This is a genomic window from Paractinoplanes ovalisporus (assembly GCF_016834655.1).
In the GTDB taxonomy this organism is placed as follows: domain Bacteria; phylum Actinomycetota; class Actinomycetes; order Mycobacteriales; family Micromonosporaceae; genus Actinoplanes; species Actinoplanes ovalisporus.
Window position 1 is genome coordinate 58568 of the sequence record NZ_JAENHP010000032.1, and the last position, 13988, is coordinate 72555.

Annotated in this window: 12 protein-coding genes; 6 read left to right on the plus strand and 6 right to left on the minus strand. The window is 69.5% G+C overall.

The window, feature by feature from the left end:
• Positions 1-26: 26 nt before the first annotated feature.
• Positions 27-890, plus strand: coding sequence for a HEAT repeat domain-containing protein (locus JIG36_RS47400; protein ID WP_203383502.1), 864 nt, complete (start codon positions 27-29; stop codon positions 888-890).
• Here the strand turns inward: JIG36_RS47400 and JIG36_RS47405 are convergent.
• The 3 genes from JIG36_RS47405 to JIG36_RS47415 all read right to left on the minus strand — a co-directional run bounded on the left by JIG36_RS47405 (position 887) and on the right by JIG36_RS47415 (position 6449).
• Positions 887-2575, minus strand: a complete 1689-nt coding sequence (locus JIG36_RS47405; RefSeq protein ID WP_236049842.1) for an acyl-CoA dehydrogenase — start codon at positions 2573-2575, stop codon at positions 887-889. The genes JIG36_RS47400 and JIG36_RS47405 overlap by 4 nt on opposite strands.
• A gap of 90 nt (positions 2576-2665) precedes the next feature.
• Complete coding sequence (locus tag JIG36_RS47410) at positions 2666-4453, minus strand: diguanylate cyclase domain-containing protein (RefSeq protein ID WP_203383504.1); 1788 nt, start codon at positions 4451-4453, stop codon at positions 2666-2668.
• 58 nt (positions 4454-4511) lie between these two features.
• The gene (locus tag JIG36_RS47415; protein ID WP_203383505.1) at positions 4512-6449 is read right to left on the minus strand and encodes an alpha-amylase family glycosyl hydrolase; all 1938 of its coding nucleotides are present in this window, start codon (positions 6447-6449) and stop codon (positions 4512-4514) included.
• 71 nt (positions 6450-6520) lie between these two features.
• On the opposite strand from JIG36_RS47415, the gene JIG36_RS47420 reads away from it, so the two are divergent.
• Positions 6521-8215 (plus strand): alpha/beta hydrolase, encoded by a 1695-nt coding sequence (locus tag JIG36_RS47420; protein ID WP_203383506.1) that lies wholly within the window; start codon positions 6521-6523, stop codon positions 8213-8215.
• Between the two features lie 95 nt (positions 8216-8310).
• Positions 8311-8949 (plus strand): SET domain-containing protein-lysine N-methyltransferase, encoded by a 639-nt coding sequence (locus tag JIG36_RS47425; protein ID WP_203383507.1) that lies wholly within the window; start codon positions 8311-8313, stop codon positions 8947-8949.
• A 90-nt stretch (positions 8950-9039) separates the two neighbouring features.
• Here the strand turns inward: JIG36_RS47425 and JIG36_RS47430 are convergent, their stop codons facing one another.
• From JIG36_RS47430 to JIG36_RS47440, 3 genes are all read right to left on the minus strand, one after another.
• Positions 9040-10032, minus strand: a complete 993-nt coding sequence (locus JIG36_RS47430) for a hypothetical protein (protein ID WP_203383508.1) — start codon at positions 10030-10032, stop codon at positions 9040-9042.
• A gap of 63 nt (positions 10033-10095) precedes the next feature.
• Positions 10096-10755, minus strand: coding sequence for a hypothetical protein (locus tag JIG36_RS47435; RefSeq protein WP_203383509.1), 660 nt, complete (start codon positions 10753-10755; stop codon positions 10096-10098).
• A gap of 85 nt (positions 10756-10840) precedes the next feature.
• Complete coding sequence (locus tag JIG36_RS47440) at positions 10841-11329, minus strand: SRPBCC family protein (RefSeq protein WP_203383510.1); 489 nt, start codon at positions 11327-11329, stop codon at positions 10841-10843.
• A 76-nt stretch (positions 11330-11405) separates the two neighbouring features.
• Between JIG36_RS47440 and JIG36_RS47445 the strand changes: the two genes are divergently transcribed.
• The 3 genes from JIG36_RS47445 to ligD are packed head-to-tail and all read left to right on the plus strand — an operon-like array spanning position 11406 to position 13970.
• Positions 11406-11966, plus strand: coding sequence for an RNA polymerase sigma factor (locus JIG36_RS47445; RefSeq protein WP_203383511.1), 561 nt, complete (start codon positions 11406-11408; stop codon positions 11964-11966).
• Complete coding sequence (locus JIG36_RS47450) at positions 11963-12952, plus strand: hypothetical protein (RefSeq protein ID WP_203383512.1); 990 nt, start codon at positions 11963-11965, stop codon at positions 12950-12952. The genes JIG36_RS47445 and JIG36_RS47450 overlap by 4 nt, the downstream gene beginning before the upstream one ends.
• 46 nt (positions 12953-12998) lie before the next feature.
• Positions 12999-13970: a non-homologous end-joining DNA ligase gene (gene ligD, locus JIG36_RS47455; protein WP_203383513.1), complete on the plus strand. Its 972-nt coding sequence runs from the start codon at positions 12999-13001 to the stop codon at positions 13968-13970.
• The last annotated feature ends 18 nt before the right edge of the window (positions 13971-13988 follow it).

The window sequence follows — 13988 nt, forward strand, 5'->3', positions numbered from 1 at the left end:
GAGACGGGCCGGACACGATTGTTGCTGTGCCGGCGTCGGAGATCAGCGTGATCGAAGCCTTCGACGAGGCGCTTCGGGCCGGCTCCATGGGCGACGACAACCGCCGTTGGGAGCTGATCTCGCATCTGCACGTCCACGGCGGGATCGAGGCCCTCGAGCAGGCCACCCGCTGGTCCGGCCACCCCGAGCCCACGCACCGCATGCTGGCCGCTGACGTGCTCAGCCAGCTCGGCTCGGCGCCGGGCCGGTCCGCGATCGACGGCCCGTTCCGCGAGGAGTCGCTGGCCCTTCTCCTCACGATGGTGCAGAACGAACGCGATCCGGGCGTGCTCTCGTCGCTCACCACCGGGTTCGGGCACATCGGCGATGAGCGCAGCCTGGCGTCCCTGGTCAACCTGCGCGCCCACCCGGACGCCCAGGTCCGCTTCGGCATCGTCTTCGGCCTGCTCCGATGTCCCATAACCGTCGCCCTCGACGTCCTCATCAAGCTCTCCGCCGACGACGATGCCCAGGTCCGCGACTGGGCCACGTTCGGCCTCGCGCGCCACACCGACGAAGACGTCCCCCGGCTACGCCGCGCGCTCGCCGACCGCCTCGACGACGACGACCCCGACACCCGCATCGAGGCCGTGCACGGCCTGGCCACCCGAGGTGACCCCCGGGCGATGCAGCCGCTGCTCGACATCCTGGAGACGCCGTCCGACCCGTCCGACCCGGGCCTGGTCAGCGAGGCGCGGTGGGCTCTCGCCGCCACCAGCCTGGATCCCCCGCCTGCGCTCCCACCTGCTGGCGGAGCGAGACCGATACCTGGACGACCCGATCGACGAATGGCCCGAAGAGCTCCGGACCGCGCTGACGAAATACGGCGAGCCGCTGCCGGACTGACCTAGCCGAGGACCGCGTCGTCCATGTCGGCCAGCAGCGTGTCTCCGGAGTCGAGCAGGTCGAGCAGCGGCCCGATCCGGGGCAGCTCGTGGGTGATGAAATAGCGCGCCGCCAGCCGTTTGCCGTCGTAGAAGGCGCCCTCCTTGTCGCCCGCGGCGTTTAGCTGGGACAGCCACAACCAAGCGATCACGAGGTGGCCGGTGGCCTCCAGGTAGGCCGTGGAGTTGGCCAGGGCCGTCGTCGGGTCGCCGGCCGCCCACAGCTTGCGGGTCGTCGTGGCCAGGCGGTCGCTCAGGGCGATCACCGGCTGGCCCAGCTCGGCCGGGGCGGCCAGCGCGGTCGTCACGATGCGGCCGATCAGCAGCTGCAGACCGGCGCCGCCGCGCATGACGACCTTGCGGCCGAGCAGGTCGAGGCCCTGGATGCCGTCGGTGCCCTCGTGGATCGAGTTGAGCCGGTTGTCGCGGTAGAACTGCTCGACCGGGTATTCGCGGGTGTAGCCGTAACCGCCGTGCACCTGGATCGCGTGGTCGTTGGCCAGCCGGCACCACTGCGACGGCCACGCCTTCACGATCGGCGTCAGCACGTCGAGCAGCAGGTCGTTGTCCTCGGAGGGCTCGTCCAGCAGCTTCGACGCATAGAGGACCAGGGCCAGACCCCCTTCCACGTACGCCTTCGAGGCGAGCAGCATGCGGCGTACGTCGGGGTGGCGCACGATGGGCACGGCCGGCGCCGCCGGATCCTTGTCGGCCACCGGTCGCCCCTGGGCGCGCTCGCGGGCGTAGTCGAGCGCGTGCAGATAACCCGTGTAACCCAGCGCCACCGCGCCCGAGCCGACCCCGATCCGGGCCTCGTTCATCATGTGGAACATGTAGGCCAGGCCCTTGCCCTCCTCGCCCACCAGATAGCCGGTGGCGTCGTCGAAGGAGAGCACGGCGTTGGTCGTGCCGCGGTAGCCCATCTTGTGGTTGAGCCCAGCCAGGCTCACCCCGTTGCGGTCGCCGACCGTGCCGTCGGCCTCGATGTGGTGCTTGGGCACGATGAACAGCGACAGCCCCTTGACCCCGGCCGGCGCGCCGGCGGCCCGGGCCAGCACCAGGTGCACGATCGACTCGGTGAGCTCGTGGTCGCCGCCCGAGATCCACATCTTGGAGCCGGTGACCCGGTATGTCCCGTCCCCGGCCGGCACCGCGCGAGTCAGCACGTCGGCCAGCGACGATCCCGCCTGCGGCTCGGACAGGCACATCGTGCCGGTGAAGCGGCCCTCCAGCATCGGCCGGACAAAACGCTCGATCTGCGAGGAGGACCCGTACGTCAGGAGCAGGCTCGCGTTGCCCGCCGTGAGCAGCGAGTATGACGAGGTGGCGAGGTTGGCCGCCTGGAACCAGACGAAGCAGGCCCGGGCCACGACGTGGGGCAGCTGGAGGCCGCCGACCGCGTCGTCCATGGTGGCGCTGAGCAGCCCGGTCTCGTTGAAGACCTTGAGCGCCGCGGCGACCTCGGGGATCACCGACACCCGGGAGCCGTCGAAGGTGGGCTCCTCGAGGTCGGAGCGCCGGTTGTGCGGTGCGAAGTCACGCTCGGCGATCTGGGCCGACACGTCGAGGAACGCGTCGAACGTGTCGCGGGAGTGCTCAGCGAACCTCTCACGGCTGGTCAGCGCCTCGACGTCGAGCCACTCGTAGAGCATGAAGTCGAGATCACGACGCGAGAGAATCTTGGACACCGCCGGCACCGCCCGTTCCTGTCGAAGGTGGGGTCAGGCCCCTAGTGTGCCCTCTCACTCGGCCGCGCGGTGTCTCCCCGCCCTCGGCTGCGGCTGACCCTGGCGGGACTTCTTGACGGCGTACATCGCGTGATCGGCTGCTCGCAGCGCCTCGTCCGGGTCGGTGGCGCCGGGCGCGTGGTGCACGCCGACGCTGGCGCCGATCTGCACCTGGTGGCCGCCGATGAGGAACGGCAGGGACAGGGCGTGCCGGATGCGCCCGGTCATCGCCTCGGTGTCGGCGGGCGACATGACACCCGGCATGAGCACCACGAACTCGTCGCCGCCGACCCGGGCCAGCACGTCGCGCTCGCGGACGCAGGCCGACAGCCGCTCGGCCACCTGGCGCAGCAGTTCGTCGCCGGCCTCGTGGCCGTGCACGTCGTTGACCGGCTTGAACCCGTCGAGGTCGACGAAGAGCACGGCGACCGGCTCGGCCCGCAGCGACGAGCCCAGCGCGTCCTGCATGCGGCGGCGGTTGGGCAGGCCGGTGAGCGCGTCGTGCTGGGCCTCGTGGGCCAGCCGCTCCTGGAAGGCCCGGTTCTCACTGATGTCGCGGGCGTTGATGACCACGCCGTGCAGCGACGGGTTGTGCATCTGGTTGGAGGCGGTGAACTCGAACCACCGGTAGTCGCCGGTGCCGCTGCGCACCTGGCACTGCAGGCGCAGCACGGCGTCGCGCCGCGAGACCAGCAGCGTGAACTGTTCGCGCATGTAGTCGCGGTGGTCGGGGTGCACGATGTCGAAGACGCTGCTGCCGACCAACCGGCCCTCCTCGAAGCCGAGCACCGCGGACGCGCTGGGGCTGGAGTATTCGATCCGGCCGTCGGCGTTGAGCACCGACACCAGGTCGGGCGCGTGCTGGAACAGGGCCTGGAAACGCTCGTCGGCCCGGCGGCGCTGGATCTGGGTGCGGTAGCCGAGCACACCCATGGCGAGGACGCCGATGAGCAGCATCGCGCCGAGCGTCATGTTCAGCGTCTGGCTCTTGGTGTGCACGGCGCCGTCGAACGACTTCTTCGTCTGGATCCGGGCGTAGGACCAGCCGCCGGGCAGGCCGCGGACCACGATCGCGATCATGTCGGTGCCGGCCACGGTGGTGTACTCGACGAACTCCTCGTCGGTCTCGGCGATGGCCCGCCGCACGGCCGGGTCGAGCTGGGTGCCGAGCAGCTTCTCCTGGTTGGTGGCGGCGATCGTGCCGGTGCTGTCCGCGACCGCGGTCAGGTGCACGGCGGAGCTGAGCGTCACGGTGTACTGCTGCAGCGCGGTGGTGGCCACGTTGTTGAGGCCGACCAGGATCGCGGCCGGGCTGCCGCCGACCATCACCGGCACGCCGACGGCCTCGAGGTAGGTGCCGTCGACGGCCATGATCGAGGAGAAGCCGGCCTTCTGACCGGACTGGAACGAGGCGAACAGGGGCTTCCAACCGGTGTTGCCGGCGGCGGGCAGTCCGGTCGTACGAGAGCTGTTGATCACCTTGCCGTCCAGTCCGACGAGCATCGCCCCGTACGCGAAAGTGCTGCTCTTGGCGGCGAACGCGGTCAGCAGGGCCCGGTCGGAGGCGTTGCCGCGGCCCAGGTGCAGGGGGTTCTCGTTGAGGAACTCGCCCAGCTCGGCCGCGGAGAGCATCTGGAGCTGCCCGACCAGGGTGCCGTTGTTCACCGCCAGCGCCCGGGAGTCGGCCTTGTGCACATCGTCGGCGGCCTTGAGCCCCGAACGGTTGACCCAGAAACCGATCCCACCCGCGGCCGCCAGCAACACGACGCCGACCACCACAGCGATCCAGTTGCGCAGCCGCATGAATTCGCCCCTCCTCGCCGGTTGAGATCGGCAGGGCGGGGCCGGACTGTAACGAAACTCAGCGCTCGATCAGCCAGACGAACCCCAAACCGGGCAGATGGGCACGACCTTCCCGTACGACGAGAGGGCCGTCGCTGCTGAGTGCGGTCTCCAGCCAGCCGTAGTGCCCGATCGCGGCCGCCTCCACCGTCTGCGGCTGCTCGCTGAAGTTGGCCAGCCCGACGAACGTGCCGCTGCGCGGGTGACGACGGCGCCACGCGAACACGTGCCCGTTGTCGACGCCGACGGTCGCGGTCTCGCCGCCACCGCGCAGGGCCAGCAGGTCCTTGCGGGCGGCGATCAGTTCGCGCAGCCCGGCGTAGACCCGTCCCTCCAGCGTCGCCGGGTCGTGCCGGCGGGCCGCGGCGTCCCAGTCCATGCGCGGCCGGTGCATCCACCGGTTGTCGTCGCGCCGGGCCTCGTCGTCGAGGTACGAGAGGTCGTTGCGCATCCCGAGCTCGTCGCCCATGTAGATCAGCGGGATGCCCCCGTACGCGAAAGCCACGGAATGCAGCAGGAGCAGACGCCGTACGCCGGTGGGCCAGCTCGCCGGGTCGTCCGTGATCCCACAGAGCGAGGCGGCCGATCCCGAGATGCGGGCATCACCGGTGTCCGGATTCTCCTGGAAAAGAGCCCCTTGCGCGTACGAGCCGGTGAATCGCCCCGAGAAGAACGCGTTGAGAAAGTTGCGGTGGTTCCACCAGTCCCAGCCGACCGCGGCCGCGTCCTCGGCACTGATCGCCCAGCCGATGTCGTCGTGCCCGCGTACGTAGCTCACCCACGTCGCCTCGGCCGGGATCGGCTTCATCCGCGCCAGCGACTGGGTCATCAGCCGGGCGTCCTTGGTCGCGAGGCTGCTCCACAGCATCACCATGAGCTGGTTGTGATAGGCCAGCTCGCACTCGGGCCGGTAGCGGTCGTGGCCGCCGAGATAGGGCACGAGGTCGTCCGGGGCCACGATCGCCTCGGCCTTGAAGATCACGCCGGGCGCGGCGACCCGGGTCAGCGCCTTGAGTGCCTGCACGATCCGGTGCACCTCGGGCTCGTTGAGGCAGGTCGTGCCGAGCCGCTTCCACAGGAACGGCACGGCGTCCAGCCGGAACACGTCGACACCCCGGTTGGCCAGCCACAGGATCGTCTCGAGCATGGCCCGGAAGACGTTCGGGCTGGCCCAGTTGAGGTCCCACTGATAGCTCCAGAACGTGGTCCAGACCCACCGCTCGCCGTCGGCGTCGTCGAACCGCGTGAACGAGCCGGGTGCGCGGTCGGGGAAGACCGGCACGATCGTCCGCTCGTACGCGTCGGGCATCTCCCGGTCGGGGAAGGACATGTAGAAGTCCGCGTACGCCGGATCACCGGCCCACCACGCCTCGGCCCACGGGTGTTCCTGGGCGGTGTGGTTCAGCACCAGGTCGACGCAGAGGCTCATGTTCCGCTCGTGCAGCCGGCCGGCCAGCGTGCTCAGGTCGTCCATCGTGCCCAGCCGGGGGTCGACCGCGCGGTAGTTCATCACCGCGTACCCGCCGTCGTTCTCGCCGGGCCGCGGTTCGAGCAGCGGCATCAGGTGGAGATAGGTGACGCCCAACTCGTCCAGATAGTCCAAGTTGTCGGCTACCGCGTGAAGGGACCCGGCAAACCGGTCGGCGTAGCAGACGTAGCCGACCTGTCGCGCCCGCTGATACCAGCGCGGATCGATCTCCCGCCGGCGGTCGAGCTCGCGCAGGTCGTCCGGGCGTTCCACGGCCGCGTCCAGAGCGCTTCTCACCAGGTCGTTCAGCGGCACCGGGCCATAGACGACCTCCAGCGGTTCGTAGATGTCGAGTAACGACGTCTCGAATCGGGCAAGGAAGGCAAGTGCCTCCGAACGGCCCAGTCGATCGGTGGCGTCGGCGGTCAAAGATGGAAGCAGGGCCTCGAACGCGCTTGCGGCCCGGGAGCGAACGGAAGATCCTGCCATCGGGTCAACGTAACCGCCGGTGGCGCTGGGGTCACGCATATCGACGGCCGTGACGAGAGCAGGGGGAGCCGATGCGCAAACTGATCGCGGCTCCCCTGATACCCGCCCAGCGGCGCGTGGCCGAGGTGGTCAGCGCCCCGACCGTCGTGCCCCGGCGCAAGGTCGTGCGCTGCGGTCTCAGCGTGACCGGGTTCGGCCTGTGCGCCGTCTTCTACTGCCTCACCTACACGCCGTCCCTGCTGCCGAGGCCCTGGTTTCTCCAAGGTGTGGTGGCCGGGCTGACCGCCTCTTTCGGGTACGCCGGAGGCACAGCCATCGGGGCGATGGTGCGGCTGCGGTGGTGGCCGCCGCGCCGGGCCGAACGGATCGCCTGGCGCGTGCTCTTCGTTCTGGTCCCCCCGCTGATCCTGCTGTTCCTCTGGCTGGGCACCCGCTGGCAGCGCGAACTGCGCCTGCGCCTGGGGATGCCGCCGCAGCAGGAGTACGACCTGATGCGTACGGTCGGCATCAGCCTGCTGACCTTCGGCGTCCTGCTGCTGCTGGCCCGTTGCCTGCGCCTGGCCGCGCACGGGTTCGCCCGCCTCTTCGGCCGCCTGGTGCCCGAGTCGGCCGCCTACTGCGCCGGCTTCGTCGTGGTCACGGTCCTCAGCTACACCGCCTTCGACGGCCTGCTGGTCGGCAACCTCTACACCAGCGCCGACCGCTCGGCCGCGATCACCGACAGCGGCACCGGCAGCGGCGTCGTGCCACCCGCGTCCGCCCTGCGCAGCGGCAGCGGCAGCTCGCTCGTCACGTGGGACTCGCTGGGCCGCCAGGGCCGCAACTTCGTGACCAAGGCCCCGGCCGTGAACGACCTGAGCGCGTTCGCGGGCCGCACGGCGGTGGACCCGATCCGCATCTATGCCGGCCTCTCGTCGGCGGGCTCGCCCGAGGAACGCGCCGCGCTGGTGGTGCGCGAGATGGACCGTACGCACGCCTGGGACCGCTCGGTGATCGCGGTGTTCACCCCCACCGGCACCGGCTGGGTCGACAACGACGTGCCGAGTTCGCTGGAGTACATGTACGGCGGAGACACCGCGCTCGTCTCGATGCAGTACAGCTACCTGCCCAGCTGGATCTCGTTCGCGGTCGACCGCTCCAAGGTGGTCGACGCCGCCGCGGCCCTGATCACCGCCGTCCGTTCCCGGTGGGCCGCGATGCCGGCCACGGACCGTCCCAAGCTGCTGATCTTCGGGGAGAGCCTGGGCACGTACGGAACCGAGAAGACCTTCGGCACCGCGGCGGCCATGGTCGAGGGCGCCGACGGCATCCTGCTCGAGGGCCCGACGTTCGCCAACCCCGTACACCGGGAGCTGACCGCCGGCCGGGAGCCGGGTTCGCCGGTCTGGGACCCGTCGTACCCCGGGCTGCCGGTCGAGTTCTCCTCGGAGTCCCACGAGCTACGCGACCTGCCCGGCCCGCCGCGCAAGGTCGTCTACATGCAGAACTCCTCCGACCCGGTGGTGTGGTGGAGCCCGAGCCTGCTGTGGCACAAGCCGGAGTGGCTGAAGGGCACCCGAGGCCCCGACGTGACCCCCGACATGCACTGGTACCCGGTGATCACGTTCTGGCAGACAACGGTCGATCTGCTCTTCGCCAACAAGGCCCCGATCGGTCATGGACACGTCTACAAGAGCGGGGCCGTCGACGGCTGGGCTGCGCTGGCCCCGCCCCCAGGCTGGACAGTCGACGACACCTTGCGCTTACGAACCCTGCTCGACGGTTGAGCTCGGCGGCATGAGAGTGCGACCGGCAGCCGGTCTGGCCAGCCGCTTCCTGTCGACCTCGAAGGCGTTCCGATGAGGCGTCAGGGTTGCCCTGGATGAATGACGTGACCCTGGGGCCTGGAAGTCTTGCCGGAAAAGGCGTCTATGCCGCGCGCGACTTCGCCGCCGGCGAGGTGGTCGTGGCGTACGAACTCCGGCGGCTCGGCGCAGCCGACTACTATGCTCTCCCCGCCGGTGACGACCTCTTCGTTCACAGCTTCGGCGGACAGCGCTACCTCTATCCGGCGCCGGCCCGCTTCGTGAACCACTCCGACGACCCGTCCTGCTATCAGGATTTCGACCGATCCTGTGACATCGCTTTGCGACCCATCGCCCGAGGCGAACCGGTGACGATCGACGCCAACGCGGAAACCGCTCACGAGTTGAGTACGTTCCTCGGGGCCTACGACTACGCACTGAAGCAACGATCGGTGCGTGATCTGACTGCCTTGATCAGTGAAGAGGCCGCCCTGTGGCTCGACAACGAGGTCACACGCGGCGGCGATGCTGTCGTCGCCGCGCTGCTCCGTGCCGGACTGAATTCGTTGTCACAAGTCGAGTGGATCATCGGCACAGGCCGGTGGGAGGCTGTCTCCTCCATGAGAGCCGGCACGAATCCAGGCCCTCGGCACCTGACCGTCCTGCTCAAGGTTCTTGCCGGAAACTGGCAGATCATCTATCAGCACGCGGGATAAGTACATCGTCGATTGCCGAGTGCACTGTTCTCGGCGTGACTGTCCGTCCAGCGCCTGTGGCGGCTGCCGACGGAATGCTTGATCCTGCTCCTACAGGAGCGCAGATGCGACGACCGGTAGCACGTCGGCGAGGTTCCGCAGGCAGACGTGGCCGGCTTGGTCAGTGGTGAAGCTGCGCATCGGGATGGCACCCGAGCCATAGCGCTCGTGATAGCGGTCGCGCAGGCGCTGGGAGGATCGGGACAGCAGTTTGTCCACAGTCATGGCGCTGGTGCGCAGGAACCGGATCGGCTCGTCGCCGGCTACCCATAGTTCGGGGCGGCGCCCCGATTCGTCGAGGGCGAGATGGACCAGATCAGCCGTCAGGGTTCTGCGACGCATCATGTCCCCACCGGACCAGAGGGCGACCTTGAACTCGGCGATGCGCCGATCGGTCTCCAAGTCGTAAGGCCGGGAGGGGTCGTTGCCTGGGCCGAGTGACGGCCGGTTGACCACCGTCTCGCCCTCTTCGAGAATCACCGGCAAGGCCAGCGAGATGACGGCGGCGTGGATGACGTCGCTGACCCGGCCGACGTCGCGACGCACGATCAGGGCGGCCTGCAGCAGGTCCTCAGTCAGTCCGGCGGTGGCGGTTACCGCGGCTGCACTGTCACGACCGGCGCCCAGCAGCCGGTACTCCAACGTGCTTACCCCGGTCGTGAGGGGACCGCTACGTAGAAACGTGACCAGCGCGCTGAAGGCAACTCCGGCCTGCTCGGCGCTGACCGGGGCGGTCGGCTGACCCCTTGTTGAACGAAGGGGAACCTTTGTCGGCGCGCCGCCCGGAATAGTCCGGGTGCTGGAAACCCCGGCCGATGTGCCGGTGGTGAAGCCGAGGCGACCCAGCGCGGATCGGGCGGTGTGGGAGGTGAAGCGGCTGCGGCGCAAGCCAAAAGCGGCCTCGAGCGCCTGCTTGATGGGGAAGCGGACGCCGTCCACGTCGACCCAATGCGTCTGAACCGGCTCGGGAACGATCTCGCGGATTCGGGCAGCCGCGGCATGCCGGTCGATTTCGAAAGGCTCGCCGTCGATCGTGAATCGCATCGCCAATCTCCCGTCGACAGCGACACGATACCGGGCAGCCCATCCGCATCATTTAACTTGGTCCTACGAGCTCGGCGGGGCCGGCAGCGTTGCCGCCCAGCTGTGCCAGTATGCGGCAGTTTCGCTGCTTTGCCGCACGATCGCGTCCGGTGACGGCGAGCTTGTGGCCGGCGGGGCATCGACGGGACGCGGACTGCCTGCGGGCTGGGCTTCTGCTGCCGGGTTGTCGCCGTTGTTTTCCGGCCAGAAGCTCAGCAGGTAGCGGTCGGGGCGCTGGTCCATCCAGGTGTAGTCGTCGTCGGCGATCTCGTCCGGGTCGAACGCGCCGTACGGCTTGTTGCCCTCGTCCATGTTCTGCGCGCAGTAGCGGACGCGGAAACGCGGCAATGACGGTGTATCGGAGGTGAGTGGCAGTTCGGCCAGGACACCCGTACCCCACGGCACCAGGGCGACGCTCGCGGACCTCAGGATGAACGGCGCCTCGACGACGTCCTGCCACTCCTCGGCCGGGGCGGGCGGCTCGGTCTCGTGCAGTTCGACGGTGAAACGGACGTCTCCGTCGCGCGTGCCTACCGTCAGGAACAAGTCGCCCGGTATTACAGCGCCGCATAATCCGTTCCGCTGGCCGGCGAAATGGCCTTCCATGGCGTACGAGCCGTCGAAGCTGGTCACGTAAACCTGCCCGTACGCGATCGGAACCGGCCCGTCGAAGAGAACCCGCATCAATCGATCGTGCCACCGGCCCGGCCCGCGCGAGGACAGACGGGACATCGCCAACGGTGCGTGTTCGATCATCCAGCCTTGAAGGTCAGCCTGCTTCGCGGACGTCCTGGCCGTGTTCGGCGAACGCCTTGAAGTCCCGCATGTGCTGCAGCGACTGCTTGCGGAAGGCGCCGGGCATCAGCAGCCCGACCAGCCGCATCGGCAGGCTGCTGAAGCGGAACTCGTTCTCGCTGGTCCAGAGCGTCGCCTGCGGGCCGGCTTCGGTCAGGCGCTCGCGTGCGGCGTTCCACATGCCCTTGGTGACGATCTCGCGTTCGAAGTGAACGACGTCTTCCGGCGGGATCTCGTGCAGGTCGGCGGGCTCCCGGCGGGTGATGGTCTCGGTGCACTCCATCTGCTGCGACCCCATTTCCATCACCACCCGCGACTTGGTGCCGAGCTGCCCGTGCACGCCGCTCAGTAGCTCGTGCACCACCAGGCCCCGCAGCCATTTCGGCATGTGTTCCGGGTCGGCGAGCAGCTGGGCCACCTCCTCCCGCGGCCGGGCGATCTCGATCGAGACGGTGTACCGCATGCCGGATCTCCTCGTGTGAGCGGACACTGATTATCTCCGCGGGGAACATGAACGCCGGGCTGGAGCAAGTAGAGGTATGACTGCGTGGATAAGACCCGGCGACTCCACGACCGGCGCGGGGACGGTCGTGGAGGCGGACGATCTGGCCGGCATGTTCTCCCGGTACGGCCGGGAGCTGCTGCGCTACTGCACACGTCGGGTGGGCGCGCAGCTCGCGGAAGACGTGGTCGCCGAGACGTTTCTGGTGGCGCACGAGCGGCGGGACAGGTTCGACCCGCAGCGCGGTGAGCTGCTGCCCTGGCTGTACGGCATCGCGACCCGGCTTCTGCGCCGACACGTCCGCGCCGAGGTGCGGGCGCTGCGCGAGCCGACCCGCCTGCCGCTGGTCGAGGCCGAGGCGCACGACGAGGCGGCCGCCGGGCGGGTGGACGCGCAACGGTCGGTGATGCGCCTGTCGGCCGTCCTGGCCAAGCTGCCCCGCCGCCAGCGGGACGTGCTGATGCTCTTCGCCGTGGCCGAACAGGAGTACGCGGAGATCGCCGCGGCCCTCGACATCCCGCTCGGCTCGGTGCAGTCGTCACTGCACCGCGCGCGGGCCAAGGTGCGGGCGGCGATGAGCGAGGAGGAGACCCGATGAGCCGTACGGATGCAGACCTGGTCGCCGTGCGTGACCTGCCGCCGGGTGTCACCGAGCCGTCCGACGAGTCCCTGGCCCGGGTGTGGGCGCGGATCGCCGCCCGGCCCGCGCCGCGCCCCCGCTCCACGGCCCGCCGGTTGTGGGTGCCGATCACCGCCGCCGCGGCGGTGCTGGTGCTGGTCGGGGTGGGCGTTCTGATGCTGCGGCCCCGCCAGCAGTCGCTGCCGTCGGTCACCCGGCTCACGTCTGACCCGGCCACGGTGACGCGGGTGATCGGCGAGCTGAGCGATGCGACCCGAGCCGTCCCTCAGCAACCGGTCGCGGACGGGCAGCTGTTCTACATGCGTACGCGGCCCGTTTCCGGCGCCCGCGCGTGCGAGAGCTGGCTGCGTCCGGCCGACCTGGGCTCCCTCTATCGGCAGTGCGGCGAGTCCGACGTGCCCGCGGAGACACGGGCCGGGGCGGACGCCAACATGTCGGGCTGGGACGAGTACGACCCCGCCCGTCCGGGCGGCTGGGACGTCAGCGCCGGCGAGTACATCGATCCGGCGGCGATCCGGGCCCAGTTCATCCTCCTGCGCAACGATCTGCGCGACGCGAGCGACAACCTGCGGATCTGGACCGGCCTGCAGAGCGTGGTCTGGCCGGGCCGGTTCCTGCCGGTCGACCGCCGGGTCGCGCTGCACCAGGTGATGGCTCGTCTGCCGCTCAGCGTCGGCGAGACCGAGCAGGACGGGAACCGGCTGGTGGTGGTGCGCTTCGCCGAGGCCGGCGTCACGAGCGACCTGCTGTTCGATCCCGGAACAGGGCTGCCCGTGGGCTGGGAGACGACGAGGTCCGGGTCGGCCCAGGCCTCGATCGAACCCGAGGCCGAGGCCTCCCACGAGCCGTACGTGGTCAGCGGCGACGACCAGCCCGCCCCCACCGAATCCGGGCGGGTGCTGCGCAGCATCGATGTGGTGGAAGGAGTTGGCGACCGGCCCTGAGCGGAGCTGACCCGCGCGTCCGGCGACTGATCGCTATGGTGGGCCCATGGCCTCTTCGAGCAAGAGCCCGGCCACCGAGGTGCAGGTCGGTGACCTTGCCGTGCGGGTGTCGAACCCCGACCGGGTCTATTTTCCCGAGCTCGGTCTGACCAAGCTCGACCTGGTCAACTACTACCTGTCGGTGGGCGACGGCATCGTGCGGGCACTGCGGGAGCGGCCGTGCATGCTGCACCGGTTTCCCGACGGGCTGGCCGGCGAGAAGGTGCACCAGAAGCGCGTGCCGCACGGGGCGCCGCCGTGGCTCGAGACGGTCCGGGTGACGTTCCCGCGTTACAACCGGCACGCCGACGAGCTGTGCGTGACCAAGCCGGCCGACGTCGTCTGGGCGGTGCAGATGTCGACGGTCGAGTTCCACCCGTGGAACTCGCGCCGGGCCGACACCGAGAAGCCCGACGAGTGGCGCATCGACCTCGATCCGATGCCCGACTGCGACTACGACCGCGTACGGCGGGTGGCCGGGGTGGCCCACGAGGTGCTGGACGAGCTGGGTATCACCGGCTATCCGAAGACCTCTGGGGGGCGGGGCCTCCATATCTACGTACGGGTGGAACCGCAGTGGGGTTTTTCCGATGTGCGCCGGGCCGCGCTGGCCTTCGCCCGTGAGGTGGAACGCCGCGCGCCCGACGACGTGACCACCACCTGGTGGCGCAAGGACCGCGACCCGTCCAAGCTGTTCGTCGACTACAACCAGAATGCGCGCGACCACACGATCGCGAGCGCCTATTCTGTGCGCGGAGTGCCGACGGCCACGGTCTCGACCCCGGTCACCTGGGAAGAGATTCCCGAAGCCGACCCGCGCGACTTCACGATCCGTACGGTCCCCGGCCGTTTCGCCACGCTGGGTGACCTGCACGCCACCATCGACGACAAGCACCACTCGCTCGGGGAGCTGCTGGAGTGGGCTTCGCGGGACGAGAAGGCCGGCCTGGAAGGGCCCGCCGACCCCACAGGGAGCTGAGGATGCCCGGTCGCATCG